At 50.1% G+C, this 17,818-nt stretch carries 15 protein-coding genes; 2 read left to right on the plus strand and 13 right to left on the minus strand.

The genetic code is table 11. The features are described from left to right. The 8 genes from DW743_RS10230 to DW743_RS10265 all read right to left on the minus strand — a co-directional run bounded on the left by DW743_RS10230 (position 1) and on the right by DW743_RS10265 (position 8,419). Positions 1 to 1,155, minus strand: coding sequence for a cysteine desulfurase family protein (locus DW743_RS10230; protein ID WP_117761422.1), 1,155 nt, complete (start codon positions 1,153 to 1,155; stop codon positions 1 to 3). Continuing rightward, a complete protein-coding gene (locus DW743_RS10235; protein ID WP_117761423.1) occupies positions 1,155 to 1,907 on the minus strand; it encodes a 16S rRNA (uracil(1498)-N(3))-methyltransferase in 753 nt (250 codons plus the stop codon). Before DW743_RS10235 ends, DW743_RS10230 begins: the two co-directional genes overlap by 1 nt. Before the next feature lie 42 nt (positions 1,908 to 1,949). Further along, positions 1,950 to 2,906 carry a 50S ribosomal protein L11 methyltransferase gene (prmA, locus tag DW743_RS10240; RefSeq protein ID WP_117761424.1) on the minus strand — a complete coding sequence of 319 codons (957 nt, stop codon included), beginning with the start codon at positions 2,904 to 2,906 and terminating at the stop codon, positions 1,950 to 1,952. Positions 2,907 to 3,018: 112 nt separating this feature from the next. After that, positions 3,019 to 4,380, minus strand: a complete 1,362-nt coding sequence (locus tag DW743_RS10245) for an MFS transporter (protein WP_117761425.1) — start codon at positions 4,378 to 4,380, stop codon at positions 3,019 to 3,021. 337 nt (positions 4,381 to 4,717) lie between these two features. After that, complete coding sequence (rfbD, locus tag DW743_RS10250; protein WP_022461851.1) at positions 4,718 to 5,587, minus strand: dTDP-4-dehydrorhamnose reductase; 870 nt, start codon at positions 5,585 to 5,587, stop codon at positions 4,718 to 4,720. Positions 5,588 to 5,768: 181 nt separating this feature from the next. Next, positions 5,769 to 6,659 (minus strand): glucose-1-phosphate thymidylyltransferase RfbA, encoded by an 891-nt coding sequence (gene rfbA / locus DW743_RS10255; protein ID WP_117761426.1) that lies wholly within the window; start codon positions 6,657 to 6,659, stop codon positions 5,769 to 5,771. A 265-nt stretch (positions 6,660 to 6,924) separates the two neighbouring features. Continuing rightward, entirely contained in the window at positions 6,925 to 8,148 is a 1,224-nt protein-coding gene (locus tag DW743_RS10260; RefSeq protein ID WP_055227751.1) for a chloride channel protein, read from the minus strand. Positions 8,149 to 8,185: 37 nt separating this feature from the next. Next, positions 8,186 to 8,419, minus strand: coding sequence for a MarR family transcriptional regulator (locus DW743_RS10265; protein ID WP_022461854.1), 234 nt, complete (start codon positions 8,417 to 8,419; stop codon positions 8,186 to 8,188). A 167-nt stretch (positions 8,420 to 8,586) separates the two neighbouring features. Here DW743_RS10265 and DW743_RS10270 point away from each other — a divergent pair, with 167 nt between their 5' ends. Further along, complete coding sequence (locus DW743_RS10270) at positions 8,587 to 9,015, plus strand: hypothetical protein (RefSeq protein ID WP_117761427.1); 429 nt, start codon at positions 8,587 to 8,589, stop codon at positions 9,013 to 9,015. 131 nt (positions 9,016 to 9,146) lie between these two features. On the opposite strand, the gene DW743_RS10275 is transcribed toward DW743_RS10270, so the two are convergent. Beyond that, positions 9,147 to 9,791 (minus strand): DUF4317 family protein, encoded by a 645-nt coding sequence (locus tag DW743_RS10275; protein WP_117761428.1) that lies wholly within the window; start codon positions 9,789 to 9,791, stop codon positions 9,147 to 9,149. Positions 9,792 to 9,994: 203 nt separating this feature from the next. On the opposite strand from DW743_RS10275, the gene DW743_RS10280 reads away from it, so the two are divergent. Further along, complete coding sequence (locus tag DW743_RS10280) at positions 9,995 to 10,912, plus strand: metallophosphoesterase family protein (protein WP_117761429.1); 918 nt, start codon at positions 9,995 to 9,997, stop codon at positions 10,910 to 10,912. A gap of 69 nt (positions 10,913 to 10,981) precedes the next feature. On the opposite strand, the gene DW743_RS10285 is transcribed toward DW743_RS10280, so the two are convergent. The 4 genes from DW743_RS10285 to DW743_RS10300 are packed head-to-tail and all read right to left on the minus strand — an operon-like array spanning position 10,982 to position 17,785. Beyond that, positions 10,982 to 13,000, minus strand: a complete 2,019-nt coding sequence (locus DW743_RS10285; protein WP_055266955.1) for a beta-galactosidase — start codon at positions 12,998 to 13,000, stop codon at positions 10,982 to 10,984. Further along, on the minus strand, positions 12,997 to 15,063 hold the full coding sequence (locus tag DW743_RS10290; protein WP_022461859.1) for a beta-galactosidase: 2,067 nt from the start codon (positions 15,061 to 15,063) through the stop codon (positions 12,997 to 12,999). Before DW743_RS10290 ends, DW743_RS10285 begins: the two co-directional genes overlap by 4 nt. A gap of 4 nt (positions 15,064 to 15,067) precedes the next feature. Continuing rightward, complete coding sequence (locus DW743_RS10295) at positions 15,068 to 16,789, minus strand: glycosyl hydrolase 53 family protein (RefSeq protein ID WP_117761430.1); 1,722 nt, start codon at positions 16,787 to 16,789, stop codon at positions 15,068 to 15,070. Positions 16,790 to 16,810: 21 nt separating this feature from the next. Beyond that, entirely contained in the window at positions 16,811 to 17,785 is a 975-nt protein-coding gene (locus DW743_RS10300; protein ID WP_055227760.1) for a LacI family DNA-binding transcriptional regulator, read from the minus strand. Between the last annotated feature and the right edge of the window lie 33 nt (positions 17,786 to 17,818).

The following is a 17,818-nucleotide window of genomic DNA, read 5'->3' on the forward strand; positions in this document are numbered from 1 at the left end:
TTATTTCCTGGTAAATCTGCGCAGCATCGGCAGTACCTCGCGCAGCGTATCCAGGGTATAATCAATCTGTTCCAGTGTCGTAAATTCGCTGAAGCTGAACCGCACGGCAGACTCCATCTCGGCTTTCGATGCGCCGATGGCAGTCAGCGTCGGGCTTCCGGCTCTCTTGTGTGATGAGCAGGCGCTTCCGGCGGAAACGTAGATCTGGCGGTCCTCCAGCGTGTGCAGCAGCACTTCACTGCGCACATTTAAGAATGATGCATTGACAATCTGCGGCGCACCCTCTTCTTCCGGCATGCCATGGATGACCACATCGTCCAGCTCCCGTAAGCCTTCGTTCAGACGGTGTTTGCAGGCACGCATCTGCGCGGTCTGCTCGTCAAAATGCTTGTAAACGATCTCAGCGGATTTCGCAAGGCCTGCGATGCCCGGCACATTGTCGGTTCCGGAACGCATGCCGTTCTGCTGGCCGCCGCCTAAGATCAGCGGACGGATTTTTACTTTCTCATCAATATATAAAAAGCCGCTTCCCTTCGGTCCGTGGATCTTGTGGCCGCTCACGGAGAGCATGTCGATGCCCATCCGTTTCGGATAAATCCGGTATTTGCCGAACGCCTGGATCGCATCGACATGAAAATACGTTTTCGGATTTTTCGCCTTGATTCTGCGTCCGATCTCCCCGATTGGCTCAACAGCACCGATCTCATTGTTGACATACATAATCGAAACGAGAATCGTCTCCGGCGTGATCGCTTCTTCGAGTTCGTTCACATCCACAAGGCCTTCTTTATTTACCGGCAGGCGCGTAATACGGAACCCCTGCTCCTCCAGAAATGCCAGCGGTGCCGACACGGCCGGGTGCTCGATCGCGCTTGTGATGATGTGGTTTCCCGTTCTCTTATTTGCCATTGCTGTTCCGACGAGCGCCCAGTTGTCGGACTCTGTGCCACCGGAGGTAAAGAAAATTTCTTTTTCTTTGACTTTCAGAATCTTTGCCAGCGTTTCCTGGGCGGTTCTGATATATTGTTCTGCTTCTACCCCTTTTTGATGCATCGCAGACGGATTTCCATAATGATTTACCATCAGATCACAGACGAGATCTGCGGTTTCCTGATAAACACAGGTGGTTGCGGAATTGTCCAGATATGCTTCCATTATCTTGTTCGTTCCCTTCCTTCTAAAAGATACACCAGAATGGAAAGTACGGTCATTCCGGCTGTTTCCGTGCGCAGAATACGCTTTCCGAGCGTAATCGGCTCTACCTTTTCCTTCATGGCCATTTCCACTTCCGCTTCGTCGATGCCGCCCTCCGGTCCGATCAGGATCGCAATAGATTCACCCGGTTCAATGGATTCCAGAATTCTTCTCGTTCCTTCCATCCCCTCTGCGTTCTCATACGGCATCAGGCGAACGTCTGATTCTGCTATCATTGCAAGCGCCTGCTGAAATGTAACAGGCATGTGTACCGTCGGAATCTGCATCCGTTTGGACTGCTTTGCCGCACCAAGCGCGATCGTCTGCCACCGCTCTGCTTTCTTTTCCGCCTTTTTCCGGTCCAGCTTCACAACGCAGCGTTTCATCTCCACCGGAACAATTTCCGTCGCACCAAGTTCCACTGCTTTTTGGATGATCAGTTCCATTTTGTCACCTTTTGGCAGACCCTGAAACAGTACAATTCCGGACGGGAGTTCTCTGTCTGCTGCTGTGACTTCTTCTACTGCGGCAAGAACCTCCCCTTCCGGAAAATCCGAAACGGCACAATGATATTCCTTTTCGCCTCCGGTACTGACCAGTATTTTTTCGCCCGGCCGCATGCGGAGCACATTTTTGATGTGATTAACGTCACTGCCCGTGATGTGGACAGTGCCGTCATAAATCTGACTTTCTTCTACAAAAAAACGGTACATGAATCTGTTCTCTTTCTCTTCTGGTGTTTCGCTTTTCTTAATTTACATCGGTTTTCTTGCTGTAACAGAAACCCATTCGCCCTGATGTGTAACTTCAACCACTTCAAGTCCCGCTGCAACGACTGCCTCTTTGACAACGTCCTCTTTCACATCGAGAATGCCGGATGTGATATAAACAGCGCCCGGCTTCATCTGGTGTACGATTACCGGCGTCAGCGGAACGAGAACATCTGCAAGAATATTGGCGGTAACGATATCGTATTTCTCGTATCCGACTCTGTCCTGTACTTCTTTGTCATCAATGATATTTCCGATCATCATATCAAAAGCTTCTACCGGAATTCCATTGACTTCTTTGTTTTCCTCAACCGCAGGAACCGCACACGGATCGAGGTCTGTTCCGACCGCATGACGCGCACCAAGCTTCAGTGCAATAATCGAAAGAATACCGCTTCCGGTTCCGACATCAAGCAGCTCGGTATCCTTTGTCACATATTTCTTTAACTGACGGATGCAAAGCTGTGTTGTCTCATGCATACCCGTTCCAAAGGCTGTGCCCGGATCGATATGGATGATCATTTTATCCCGGTCTTCCGGCTTTACTTCCTCCCAGGACGGGATGATCAGAATGTCGTCCACATAGAACTGTTTGAAATACTGTTTCCAGTTGTTGATCCAGTCCTTGTCCTCTGTCTCAGACTCTGTGATGGTGCACTCTCCAAGGTCCAGGAACTCCTGCATTTCTGCAAGTGCCGCGCGGACATCTGCAAGAACCTTCTCCTTGTCCTCGTCTACATCAAGGTAAAAATTCAGATAGGCAATGCCGTCGTCATCCGGAATATCCGGCATGATATCCACGAACATCTGCTGTTTGTCGCTCTCGGTCAAAGGCTGTTTGTCCTGAATTTCCACGCCTTCGATTCCCACATCGGCCAGAGTGGAGATCACAATGTCTTCCACTTCCGATCTTGTTTTTAATGTAAATTTATTCCATTTCATTGTTTAAACTCCTTTTTGCGCTTCTCTTTTCCATACGTGCAAAGAAAACCACATTTATCATACACGATATCGTTCCTGTTGTAAATGTTATTTTCGGCTTTTACGGCCCGTCTCAATCCGAAATCTTTGTCAGAAAGCCATCTTTTTTCGCCTTCTGATAACGCCATACCAGCCCGAGTGTGGATAAAATGCGAACCCCAAGATCTATCAGATTGAACCGGTACAGTGCCGTAAGGTCTGCCCCAAGTGCCGTATACAACCGGACACCGAGCAGCGGCAGAACACTGTTGGTCAGCGTCGTCATCATCGTAAAGAGGCTGATCAAAAGCGAACGGTTCTTTTCCGGTGCGGCATTTAAGAGAATCTGTACCGTGCAGAGTGCAACGGCACACTGTGGAGCGTTCAGAACCGTCATCAGAACAATAAAAGTAACCCCGCGGTACGCCAACGGTAAATGTGGAACCAGAATCATAATAACCGGGCAGAAGCAAAGACCGATCCCGGCGGAAATCAGTGCAAAATCCGGCGATTTTTTCCGGACAACCTTCGCGATCATTCCAACTGCCGCAAGCTGACCGATATTGAAAACACCGTTGCAGATGGAAAGTGTCATCTCCGACATTTTACAGTATTTGACCTGTCCTAAATACCACATGCTCCAGTCAAGCTGCCAGGTGATATAGAAAAAGACCACCGGCACGAAGAACCAGCGCAATGCTTTATTTTTTCCCACACTTGTGATCGCCTCCAGCAGGTCAGAAACAGAAAAACGTGAGGATGCATTTCCCGCTTCTGCCGGAGCTTTGCCCTCCTCCTGCTGTTTCACCGGAATTTTTTTGATTGCAGCGGCCTGCAACAAAACGCAGACAGCACACAGATAAAAGAAGCTTCGGAGTACCAGAAGTTTTCCATCGGCCGTGTGGCATCTTCCCATCAGAATCCCGCAGATCACCGGTGCAAGAATGCCAATCACAAACATGAACTGATTCCGAAAGGCATAGACATCGTTTCGCTGCCGCAGTGAAACCGCAGCACCGAACATTGCCTGCCACTGCGCATTGTAAATAGCAAGTGCCCCCGCAGTAAATGCCAGTGATACAAAAAACAGCTCCATACGTCTCTCGCCGAGTGCCGGTACACTTCCAAGAAATGCATAGCCGGCACACATCACAAGAAGCGTAAGCATCGGTATCGTCTTTGTCGACTTCAGACGATCCGCCAGAATTCCAAGCGGCAGCAATGCTGCACACGCTACAATGTTCGGCACCATCTGGATAATGCCGATCTGACTGTCGGTTGCACCCATGTTTGTCGCATACAGATTCAGACCGAAACCGTTAATCGATGTGATATATTGCAGAAATACACCCTCGACGGCAAACAGCAGCATGATCTGCGCAGATGGCGGCATCTTTTTTGCCCGGTAAAACAGACTCTTTTTCATTGCTTCATCCCCCATGCCTTCTTTTGTCATCTTCACGTTCCTGCCCCCTGCCGGATACGTAAAGATTCTGCTTTCATAATGGCAATTGCATGTTCAAATGTCAACAGAAATACCCGGATCCGATGTGAGAATTTTAACGGCATTTTCTGTCAATATTCACAAAAGAAAAAAGGGCATTCTTCCTGTTGAATGCATGGGTTTGGCATAAGAAAAAGGAGCCCCCGTTTTACCTGGGGCTCCGCCTATTGGAAATGTTTATAGCAATCTCAGAAACCAAATTCATCTCCCACCGCAGAACGTGTCTTCTTGCCGGAAGAGGATAAAAAAATTCAGAACTGCTTTTTTGCATTATTTTCGGGGTTTGCTATCAGAATTCGATCTCGCGCAGATATCTGTGCAGCGCATCCTGCCAGGTCGGCAGTTTTTCGAATCCGTTCTCGGTCAGTTTCTCTTTGCTCATGCGGCTGTTGGACGGACGTTTTGCTTTTGCCGGGTACTGGTCAGAGCTTACCGGTGATACACTTACTTTTCCGTAAGCCGGATCGATCTCAGCGGCCTGTTTGAAAATCTCGCAGGCGAACTCATACCAGGAGCAGAGTCCCTCGTTTGTTGCATGGTAGCGGCCGTAGTTCTCTTTCTCTGCCATGTCAACAAGCAGGCGGGACAGGTCGTAGGTGTAGGTCGGGCTTCCTACCTGATCATCTACAACAGTCAGATGATCGTGTGTCTTTCCAAGGTTCAGCATGGTCTTGATGAAGTTCTTTCCGTTCACGCCGAATACCCATGCGATGCGGACGATGTAGAATTTTTTCACCCATTTCTCTACCGCGAGCTCTCCCTCGTATTTCGTCTGGCCGTATACGTTCAGCGGATGACGCTCATCATCCGGCTCCCACGGGCGGGTACCCTGGCCGTCGAATACGTAGTCGGTGGAGATGTAGATCATTTTGCAGTCAAGGTCATGGCAGACTTTTGCGATGTTCTCGGTTCCGACTGCATTGACCTGATGTACTTTTTCTTTTTTGTCATCATCCTCAGCAAGGTCTACAGCGGTCCATGCTGCACAGTGGATTACGACATCCGGGTTTGCTTCGGTAATGACTTTTCTTACGCTTTCTGCATCGGTGATATCCATTTCTTCAATATCAACGCCGATTCCTTCATGACCGCGTTTTGCAAGTTCATTCATGACGTCATGGCCGAGCTGGCCTTTTACACCTGTTACAAATACTCTCATAATGGTTCTCCTTTTTTCTGATTTTGTTATCGTTATGTTTTGTCTGTCTCTTGTTTTTCAGTCTGATTTTCTGTTTGTACCATGAGTATAAAGGATGACGTTATGTCATGGTCAAGCACTTTTTTTCAAAAACTGCCCCGGATTTTTCTTCCGGGGCAGTTTTCTTCAACGCTGTTCGCTTTTATTTGTCGATATATTTTCCGTTCATCACGTCCATCAGGTACTGGCCGTACTGGTTTTTCTTCAGCGGCTCGATGTCGGTCAGAAACTGGTCTTTGCCGATCCAGCCGTTCAGGTAACCGATCTCCTCGAGGCACGCAATCTTGCGGTGCTGATGGGTCTCGATGGTTTTTACGAAGTTGGTTGCCTCTACCAGACTCTCATGTGTACCGGTATCCAGCCAGGTGAAGCCCTGTCCGAGAAGCTCAACGTTCAGGCTGCCGTCTTCCAGATAGATCCGGTTCAGGTCGGTGATCTCAAGTTCTCCGCGCGGTGACGGTTTCAGGTTCTTTGCATACTCTACGACTTTGTTGTCATAGAAGTACAGACCTGTAACACAATAGTTTGATTTCGGTTTCTCCGGTTTCTCTTCGATGGAGATGGCTTTTCCCTCGGAGTCAAATTCTACGATCCCGAAACGCTCCGGATCATCTACATAATAGCCGAATACGGTTGCGCCTTTTCCGGTCTCAGCGTTTTCTACTGCTGCTTTCAGGCGTTTGTTCAGACCGTGTCCGAAGAAGATGTTGTCGCCGAGCACCATGGCAACGGAATCATCCCCGATGAACTCCTCGCCGATGATGAAGGCCTGTGCCAGTCCGTCCGGGCTTGGCTGTACCTTGTAGGAAAGCTGTACACCGAACTGATGGCCGTCACCGAGCAGTGCCTCGAAACGCGGGGTGTCCTGCGGGGTGGAGATGATCAGGATGTCGCGGATGCCTGCATTCATAAGAACAGACAGCGGATAATAGATCATCGGCTTGTCATAGATCGGGAGAAGCTGTTTCGATGTTACCATAGTTAACGGATAAAGACGTGTGCCGGAACCTCCGGCAAGTACGATACCTTTCATAATTCGTTACTCCTTTTTCGTATATGATACCTCTAGTATAACCTCATTCCCGGAAACGCGTCAACCCGTATCGTAACGTAACCGTTCCTGTTCACCCAGCAGTGAAACACTTGCTGTTTCGCTGCGTAAGAACATGTTTCAGGTGTGAGCAACCCTCCTTTTGCGAAGCAAAACTTTAAATGAGGGTTGCGAATGTTACAGTTCGCTGGGCACCAGTGAACTGTAACACGTAACGGTGTGTGATAACTTTGTGACGTTTCTGTTATCAGCAGCTGTATTTCGTCAGTTTCTGGCGGGAATAGATCGAGCTGTTGCGGTTGAATACGTAGGCCGCGGTGCAGACAATAAAGAAATATGGCAGATAATCGTAGCCAAAAATCTCGCCGCCAATGAAAATAGCCGCCAGTAAGGTGTTGGTTCCGCCGCCAAAAACCGCCGCATAGCCAAGCGCCGCGGAAAGCTCCACCGGAATACCGAACAGATTGCCAAGGACTGCTCCCAGGGTTGCTCCGATGGTAAACAGCGGTGTTACCTCGCCGCCCTGAAACCCGGCGGACAGCGTCAGAATTGTCAGGATAAATTTCAGCGCCCAGTCATATGCATATACCTTTTCCCCATGAAATACCGCTTCCACCAGATTCGTTCCAAAGCCGCAATACCGTCCGCGGTACAGAAGCAGGAACAGAATGCTAAGGATAACACCGATGGAGAAAACACGCACCAGCGGATTTTTGATTTTTTCGCCGAGATATTTTTTCGTGTGCTTTAAGCACCAGGCGAAGAGGCCGCCTGTGATTCCAAAAATAATACCAAGTGTAATCAGACGCACCAGCAGGAACGGTGTCAGGCTTTCGCTGATGTGGACAGCCAGATTTTCTTTGCGGATTCCAAGCAGGGAAGCTACAGCGCTCGCAGAGAAAGATGCGGTAAACGCCGGAAGCAGTGCCTCGTACCGCATTTCACCCGCAGCGAGCACCTCTACCGCAAAGATCACAGCTGCAATCGGCGTTCCGAACATGCCCGCAAAGCCGGCGGCCATACCGGTTACCAGAAAGATACCGGGCGCGTTTTTAAACGGTAATTTTTTGCCGGCAAAATAGGAAAACACAGCACCGATCTGAACGGCAACGCCCTCGCGGCCGGCACTTCCACCGAACAGATGCGTCAACGCCGTTGAGAGCATTGCCAGCGGAATCATGCGAAGCGGAAGCTCTGTCTCCTCTTCATACGCTACATCAAAAATCAGACTCATGCCTCCTTTTCCCCTGCCACCGAATTTCTGATTGACTGCCACGATCACAAGACCTGCCATAGCGAGAAACGGCAGACACCAGAAAAGATGTGCCACGCGAACAGCCGTGACTTTCAAAAGCAGACGGCAGAACAGCGCCTCAATCAGACCGACTGCCGCACCGAGCGGAACGCCGGTCACACCGAGCAGCAGCAGGGCGCCGTAGGTGCGAAGGGATTTCTTCAGTTCTTCTTTCATTCTCTTTCTCTCCTTTTCGAATTCTGCTGTTATCATATCACGAAGCGGACAGATTGTGAACTATGGATACCTTTTCCTCCATACTCTTTGCCAGTGCGTCGGCAAATTTTTCCTGCATCCGGATTGCTTCTGTCATCTCCTGCTCCGTAAACTGCGCCGCAGCTTCCTCCTCGGACTGAAACAGCGGAAGAACCAGCTCTCTCGCATACTGTTTTCCCGTTTCAGTCAGACTGATGATTTTTTCCCGCCGGTTTGCCGGATTGACTTCCATTTCGATATATCCTGTTTTCGTTTTTAGTCCGTTTTCGTACTTTTTGTTTTAGTGTTTTTTTCTTCCTTTGTCAAGATTTCCAAAAGCCTCTTTTTTCCGTATATTTTCCGGCATTTTTCAAATACTAGCAACTGTCCAGACACTGTTAGGGAAAGGAGATTTTGAAGATGAGAAAAATCAGAAGAGTGTATATGACGCTGGCATTGGCGGTATTACTGGCCGGGATGACGGCCTGTGGAAACAACACCACGAACGACACCGGAAATGGCAATACCAACACGGAGAGCGACATGGGACAGACGGATAACAGAAACGATGTCAATACGACAGAGATGCCGTCAAACGACAATGTAAATGATGTGACGGAGGGCACCGATGGGAATGCCAACGGTACGAACGGTACAAATACCGGGGATGGAAATACCCTTGGGGATGATGTCGGCGACGCCGCTGAAGATGTGACCCGTGGTGTCGGTGAGGGCGTTGAGGATGTCGGCCGCGCGGTGGACGATGTGGTAAGCGGCGGCGACAATGAGACGCAGAATCCGCAGGAAAACGGAGCAACTACACAGAATGGAGCGGGGATGGCACAGTAAATATGCACTTCTGCTGCTCCCGTATCTAAAAAACTTCCCTTGGCGAACGATATATGCAGGTTCGCCGGGAAGTTTTTTTACTGCCAGGCACATCAGCACCTGGTTTAATCCGTCAATTTTGATTTTTTCTTTTACAGACCGCATCTGAATTTTCTGCCCTTCGCGCCAAGAATGCTGGCCATCCGATCGCCCCACGCTGCACGCTCTGCATAAATATCAACCCGTTCCAGATCTCCGCTCCGGTCCACAAAGGCAGGGAACAGGAATCCACAGATAGGATTTCCCGGCTCGTATTCTCCAACCAGCGGGCAGACAGCGCAGATCAGATAGGGGAACATCTCCTCGGATTCCCCCAGGCGCTCTTTATCGGAAGCCTTTGCAGGAATATCATACCGGTCATAAAACATGTAAATGGCATAAGCCCCGTGAATCTGCAATCCTTCGATCAGGATATCATAGAACGTTTCCAACAGCGCATCGTTCTTCAGTCCGCATTCCCGCAGCGCCATCAGCATCTGCCAGATACTGCCCGGCCCCTGGGATGTTTCCGGAAAACGGTATTCCCGCAGCTTCTCATTCGATTCCGCAAACGGAATTTTCTTGGCAATCGCCAGATTCCTGGCCTTTTCCGAACCGGACAGTTTCAGAAAATGAATGTTGAAACTGCCGTCATACTCCCCATCCGAATCCGTATAGCAACCCGCCATCCGCACAAACGAAGTCCGCGCCGGCGTCATCCTCCTCGTCAGCTCCAGCATGTCTTCCCGATTAATCATACATTCCCTCCGACAGTAAAGATATTCGAAACTCTCTGCCTTTGATCTTATCACAACATGCTTTTTCTGTCAGCAGGTTTTTAAATTGCGTTCTTTCTCTCCATCTGATAAAATCGAAACAGTATCTCGCATTTTATAATTTTGATATAGAGAGATGTTGGGACAAAACACCTTTTGACTCAATATCACAGAAAGGACGACACATGAAATTAGCAGTAATCAGTGATCTTCACGGGAATTATTATGCGCTCGCAAAGGTGCTGGCATTTCTTCGCAGTCAGGAGATCGACGGTATCATCGGGCTGGGAGATTTTGTAACAGACGGGCCTTTTCCGCAACGGATGATGAGAGTGCTTCGCGAAATGCAGGAGGAGTTTCCCTGCTATCTGGTGCGGGGAAACAGGGAAGAATATCTGCTGGAAAATCTCCGGCATCCGCAGAACTGGAAGGCAGGTTCCTCGACAAGCGGACTTTTGGATTATACGTTTCGGAATCTTACCGGACAGGATCTGGAATTTTTCGAACAGCTGCCGACAGACGGAGTTCTGATCGGAAAAATGCATGAGTCAGGCCGGCTGATTCCTGTTTTTGTTCCGCAGGAAGAAATCATACCGGATACCTGCCGCGAATCTCTCTTCCCGGCACTTCGTCTCTGTCACGGCGCGCCCGGAGAACTCCGTGGGAATTTCGGTCTGCATCCGGAGCTTTTGCTGTCCCATCTGGAAAATCTCGATGCCGCAATCCTGCTCGGCGGGCACAGCCACAAGCAGGAGCAAAGAGAATATGCCGGAAAAACATACCTGAATCCCGGTTCCCTTGGGCTTGCGCTTGATGGAGTCGGCGGCCATGCCCATTTCGCGATTCTGACGCTGGAAAACAGCACATGGCAGATCGAATGTTTTCAGATTCCCTACGATCTCGAAGGCTACCTCGCCGAATTCGACCGCGCCGGGCTGGAAACGCATGGCAGTGTCCTTGCCCGTTCCTTAAAACGGACATTGACCTGCGGCGTGAATTATTTTTATCTCACCGTAAAACGAGTGCGTGAACTCGCCGATGCACTGGCACTGACCGATCTGGACGAAGAGGTCTGGAAAAAGGCGGAACAGGAACTGAAATAACCGTCCATTCAAAAGACGGCAGGCTGTGTACTCACACACAGCCTGCCGTCTGTTTCTATTCCCTAACTTCTATTTTTCTTTTCGAAACACAACCGTCTCAAATCTTCTGACCACTCCATCATACTCTCCCGTCATCGGCTGGTATGTTTCCGTATCCATCGGAAATGCAGCCGGTTCAGCTCCGTAGTTCTGTACAAACAGATACTTGTATTTCTCATCCTCCCTTGTTGCAACATCGAGCCCTTCCGGGATTTCGGCTGCCGCGCGTTCCAGGCCTTTTTCTTCTGCCAATTTCCGGCAGAAGTCATCGTAAAATGCCTGTTCAAAATCTGCGCAGACATAATACGCCTCGCCCTCTCCAAATACATTTTTCGTCAGTGCCGGATATCCCGCATAGAAATCGTCACGGTATGCCAGCAGCGTTTCGGCACCGTTCGTTTTTACCAGGTCGCAGAAATTTCGGATTTCATATGTCTTTCCTTCTCCCACACCCGCATTCACATCCTGATCATACAATGCGTCCAGCTCGGTGCTCCGCAGGCCGAATACATCCATCAGTCCGTGCGGGGTTCCGCCGAGGAAACAGAGGTCGTTTTCATCCACAACTCCCGACCAGTATGTCATCACAAAGGTGCCGCCGTCTGCCACGAAATTCCGGATTTTTTCCTCAATTCCGGCCCGAAACAGATACAGCATCGGTGCAAAGACAATCCGGTAGCCGGAAAGACTCTCCTCCATATCAAGGAAATCCACATTCACACCCAGTTTCCGAAGACCGCCATATACTTTCTTCACGGTATTCATGTAATGCAGTCCCATATTCCGTGGTCCCTGCGCATCCTCCATGGCCCAGCGGCTTTCGCAGTCATGCAAAATTGCAGCCTGTGCCTTCGTCGTGCTTCCCGCAATCTGCGCCAGATCCAAAAGCGCCTCGCCCGTCTCTGTCACCTCACGGAACACGCGCGTATCCTTTCCGCCGTAGTGGTCAATGACCGCCCCGTGGAACTTCTCGCTCGCACCGCGGCTCTGGCGGATCTGGAAATACTGGACACTGTCGGAACCATGCGCCACTGCCTGCAGCGATGCCGCCTTTAAAAGCCCAGGCCGTTTCAGCTTGCTGACACTCTGCCAGTTCGTGCTTGTCGGGCAGGACTCCATCAGAAGGAACGGTTTTTTCATCAAACTCCGCATAAAATCGTGCTGCAGTGCCGCATCAAGCGCAGTCACCTCTTCTGCTTCCTTGTGCCAGGTCGGATAATTATCCCATGACACCACATCAATCAGATCCTTGAACTTATGATAATTCAGTCCCTGGAAATCATACATCATGTTGATTGTCACCGGAAGTTCGGAACCGCCCGCGCGGATCGCTGCTTTTTCCCAGGCAACAAAGTCTGCTGTCTGATCTGTCACAAACCGTTTCCAGTCAAGATTCAGTCCGTGAAGCCCCATCTCACCCTTTGGGGACGGACTCTCAATCTGCTCAAAATTCTGATACGAATGGCTCCAGAACGTTGTATTCCACGACATATTCAATGCATCAATCGTCTCATATTTTTTCTTCAGCCACCCCTGAAATGCCTTCTGGCAGAGCGGGCAATGGCATTCTCCACTCAGTTCATTCGAAATGTGCCACATTTTTACCGCCGGGTGCTTTCCAAACTTCTCGCTCAGCAGGCGATCAATTTTCCCCACCTTTTCCCGGTAAACCGGCGAAGTATAACAGTGATTATGGCGTCCGCCGAACAGATTTTTCGTGCGGTCCGCGTTTACGCGCAGTACCTCCGGGTATTTGTCTGCAAGCCACTTCGGGCGTGCTGCAGACGGTGTCGAGAGAATTACTGAAATCTCATTCTTATACAGCTGATCCATGATCTTTTCCAGCCATTCCAGGTGGTATACACCCTCCTCCGGCTCGAGCACAGACCAGGAAAAGACACCAAGCGTCACCTCGTTGATATGCGCCTCCTTCATATATTCGATATCCTGCTCCAGAATTTCCGGCATCGCAAGCCACTGCTCCGGGTTATAATCCCCTCCATAGATAAATCCACTCTGGTTCATGTTCGTTTTCCTTTCTCTGTTCATCGAAATATCGTCTCCACGTGCAGCTTCTCAATTTTGCAGGCACATCCATCCGCTGCATCCGGCTGCTTTTCCAGAAAAATCGGATCACCCGGATGCAGAGGATAGACAACGAGTTTCAGTTTCTCCGGAAACTCAAAATAGCCAAGGCTTAACAGGGCCTCCTGACCGGTATAGAAATAATCGTTGATTTTCTCTTCCCCATCAAACACTTCCATACGGTTTCCGTACCAGGTCAGAAAAGCAAACGCATCGTGATAATTTTTTTCGCCCGGATAAGCAAGCTTCAGTTCGTATACTGCTTTCTCTTTATCCTGCTCTTTGCAGACAAGCTCTGCCTCCGGCTCCTGTGCTTTGTAAATACGCTCATACAGCGTAAAGTTTCCTCTTTTTCCACACTCTTTGAAATCCACAATGCCTTTTTCCACTGCCGGATACACAGCGATCATGGTTTTTCCACTGCCTGTCACAACAAGCTCACCGTTTTCTTCCCAGACATAATTTTCGGAAAGAACGAGATAATCCTGATCCAGATGCACCTTCCATGCATTCAGCGCCTCCTGCCGGGAAATCAGGCAGAGTTCTGCGCGCGCATCGCCCTCCCACTGAATCTGCGGGTCGAGATCACCGTAAAATACGAACGCATCTCCCTTTTTCGTATGTAAAACGCAGAGCGGTGTGGCAAGTGCCGTGTGAAGAACCGCATCGTTTAGTTTCATATTGTACGGAAAAAATCCATACATTCCCTCTTTCAGGTCAAATGCCGGAAATCCCACGCTCGCCTTTCCATCCAGGAGTCCCTCCAGTTTCACCTGTGGATGATCATCCATCTTCCATCTTCTCTGGTAATTGTTAAAAAAGACGTATCCATGGTCCGCATCGTGACGGCACGCTGTCCGAACCGTGTGCATATCTCCCGGCAGAATCCTTATCGTTGGAATTTCAGACCGAAGTGAGGCCATATCCTCGCCAAAATCATTCAAAAACAGCGCCAGCAGCTTGATCTCCCGATAGCTGTCCGAGATTGTTCCGTACTGCCGGATCGGCGCGTTGAAATCGTAATTGATCTCCGGCAGGTCGTTCAGATATCCTGTCGCGCGGCTCTCCTGCAGGGTGGACAGTTTTCCCTTCGGATTGCTGCCGCCGTGGTACATATAGTAGCCGAGCAGCCCTGCTCCACTTCCCATTTTTACGGTAGACATCGCTCCGACATCGCATCCCTTCGCCACCGGTCTTCTGTGCATGGTAACCTGAAGCCCGCCTCCAAGTTCTGCCGTCAAAAACGGAAAATCCTCCTCGTTGTAACTGTTTGCATTTTCCACATGATGATCACACGCAATCAGTGCATCGTTCCTTGTGTGGCTGAACACAAAGTTTGCGTTCGGCTCAATCTCGCACGTTCTCTGATCCCATGGTGCTTCACAGTAGCCGCCCATGACCGGAAGCAGATCGCCGATGCAGGCTCCGCCCCAACCGGTCGCCGTGTACAGCGGCACATCAAAGCCAATTTCCTTTGCCATTGCTGTCAATGTGCGGATATGCGCCTCGCCCTCCGGTCCCTGCAGACCGCCGACGTGGCCGTACTCATTCTCGATCTGAATACCGATCACCGGACCGCCGTCCTTTTCCATGCATCCATCGACCTGCGCATAAACCTTTTTCCAGAACCGTCTGACATAGCCAAGATATTCCTCGTTGTTACAGCGGATCGCCATGCCCTCTTTCTCTCTCTCGATGATCCAGTCCGGGAATCCGCCGTTCCGCACTTCCCCGTGCACAAACGGTCCGATACGCAAGAATACCGACAGTCCGACTTTCCGGCACAGTCTTACAAACGTTCCGATATCCCGGCATCCTTCAAAATCAAACACATTTTCCTCTTCCTCGTGGTGAATCCAGATCACATAGGCCGAGACGACAGAAACTCCGCCCGCCTTTATTTTGCGCAGTGATTCCTCCCACCACTCTTTGCGGTACCGACTGTAATGCATTTCGCCCATCACCGGAAACCACGGTTTTCCATTTTTAATCAGATAATCCCTGCAATAGCTGTACTCTGCTCTCATCGTCTTATTGTCCCTCTCTTTTTACTGTCTGCAGACAGAAATTCCGCATCATGCCGTACATCGGCGGCGATGAAATTCGGATTCCGGCAGTGACTTCCTGCGGTTTTCTGATTTCGCATGTCACTTTGTAGCCGGTCCATGCATGTTCTGTCGGATGAATCACAGTCTCTTCTTTTCCCTCTTCCGTATTGAGGAACAGCCGCACATCCACATTTGTTGTATCGGTTCCCTGAAAGGCAACAGATAATGTATACGTTCCTGCCTCCTGTACCTTTACCGTCTGGCAGATCGAAAACGTAAAGTTTTTCGGTGCTTCTACGCGTACCGCATTCACCGGCGGAGCTGGGAACGGATCGACAAACTCCGGAAACAGCTGTACTGCAACGGCATCCTCGGATTTTTCTACGTTCCAGCGCGCCAGGCCGTCTTCCCAGCCGACATCGAGCAACAGATTCTCCGCCTCCGGCAGCTCTTCCACCACGCAGATCTTCGCATGTGCAGCAAACGGAACACCTTCCACATTTCCTGTCACATCATATTCGCCTGTCACGCGTGTGTCCGGCACTTCGTTCCAGTTTACCCGCCGCTGCTCCACCATTCCGTCATACAGCAAAACCGGGAGCATCTCCGGCAGACCGCATGCTTCGTCTTTTACTACGGTCATTGGCTCCGGCTCGTAAATCTTGGCCGGTTTTTCCGGACAGGCATCATTCCGTGTAAACAGGAAAGAACGAATGCCCTCCATGATGGTTCCCTTCTCCTCCAGCAGACCCATATTTTCCGACCAGCCGCCCTCACCGTCTTTCGGAACACAGATCGGTTCCCAGTAATAGATACCCTGCCCCATTTCATCCGGCAGCGAAGCAACGATATTGGCAACCAGATCCAGCACCTGCTTCTGTCCGGCAGGCGTCGCCGGAAATCCTGCGATTTTTTCCTGCTGTTCATCGATAAACCCATGCGCACTCTTTCTCCATGCATGCGCCGTCTCAACGACCATAATCGGCTTTTTGCAATCCTGGATCAGCTTCGTCATTGTCTCTTTCAGATCCGTGAAAGTGCCGTGCCAGAATGGATAATAGGAAAGTCCGATCAGGTCAAAATCCTCGAGTCCTGCCTCAAAGGAACAGTCAAACCACTCTTTCAGATAGAAATACCGTCCGCCCTGGTCGAGATGGATCATAACCTGCATCTCATCTTTTCCGGCTGCAGCCCGCGCACCGCGGATTCCGGCATTTACAAGCTGTACCATTTTTGTATAATCCGGCAGCTCTCCGTCCGGAAACAGAAGGCCGCTTCGGATCTCATTTCCGATCTGAACAATATCCGGCAGAACGTCCTCCTCTTTTAATGCCGTCAGCGTATCTCTTGTATAAGAAAAAACAGCCTCTTTTAATTCTTTAAAGCTTAAGTTTTCCCAATCTTTCGGCTTTCTCTGCTGACCGGGATCCGCCCAGAAATCAGAATAATGGAAATCCAGCATAAAGCTCATGCCATGTGCCCGGATCCGTTTTGCCATCGCCAGTGTATGCGCATAGCTGCAGTATCCGCCGGACTCCCTGACATGCTCCGGCGCATTCCAAATACGGAGCCGTACGGAATTTACCCCGTATTTCTGAACGAGATCCAGCGGATCCATAACAGTTCCGTCAAAGTCCTTCACCTGTACTCCGGCATCTTCCAGCTCCGGTATAAAAGATAGATCCATTCCCTTCTGAAATTCCATTGTTCTGTCCTCCCTGCTACGTTAGTTTGTCGATTTTCGGAATAAAATGTCGTAATCCAGCATCGTCTTCTTCTCATAATTTTCCCCTCGGAGCCGCTGGATCAGCTGACGCACGGCTGTGCCTCCCATCTGGGATGCTGCCACACTGACTGCTGTAACTGCAGGGGAATAGCAGTCCAGATTGGTGCTGTTGTAGAGCGAAGCAATCGCGACGTCCTTGGGAATTCGATAGCCTTCCGCCTGGAGCCGGGACATCACCATCGTACAAATCTCGTCGTCGCCACAGATGATGCATTCCACTTTTTTGGATATAATATTTTCAATGATCGCATCCAGAAACTCCATACGGATCGAACCATTGTAGAAAAGCTGATCCTTCTCGGAAATTCCATTTTTAATCAGCGCCCGGCAGAAACCTTCGTGACGCTTGCGGTCTACGTTATAGCTCATATCCTTGACAAGAAACGCAAATCTGCGGAATCCCTTTCCGATCAGCAGCGTTGTCATTTTCTCTGCCGCACCCTCATTGTCGGTATCCACCTGGATAATGTTGTCATACCGGCATGTTCCCGTCAGTGCTGTCGGGAAATTTGCCTGACTTAAATACTGCAGCGCACGGTCATCCTCAAGCGCACGTGTCAGGAGCATACCATCCACCCGGTTCGACTCCACCAGCGACTGCAGCTCTGAAATATCATGCGCGTTGCTCGTCGTAATCAGCACATTGTACCCGAGCATCGATGCCGATTCGCAGACGCCGAGCAGACAGTTCTGGAAATAAACACCGCTTCCATAATAAACGTCTGAAGGCAGTACCACGCCGATGTTGTGCGTCACCGTTCGGGTCCGCGCCATCTCCTCCCGCTCTTCTCCCCGTTTTGCCACCTCGAGAATCCGGTTTCTGGTCTTCTCTCCGATTCTGCCCTTACCGGACAGTGCACGGGAAACGGTACTTTTTGATACCCCTATCTCTTTTGCAATTTCCTCCAGTGTCATAAAAATACCCTGTCACTTTCTGTTAAATTTGAA

It is taken from the genome of Blautia sp. AM28-27 (assembly GCF_003480905.1).
GTDB classification, from domain to species: Bacteria; Bacillota; Clostridia; order Lachnospirales; family Lachnospiraceae; genus Fusicatenibacter; species Fusicatenibacter saccharivorans.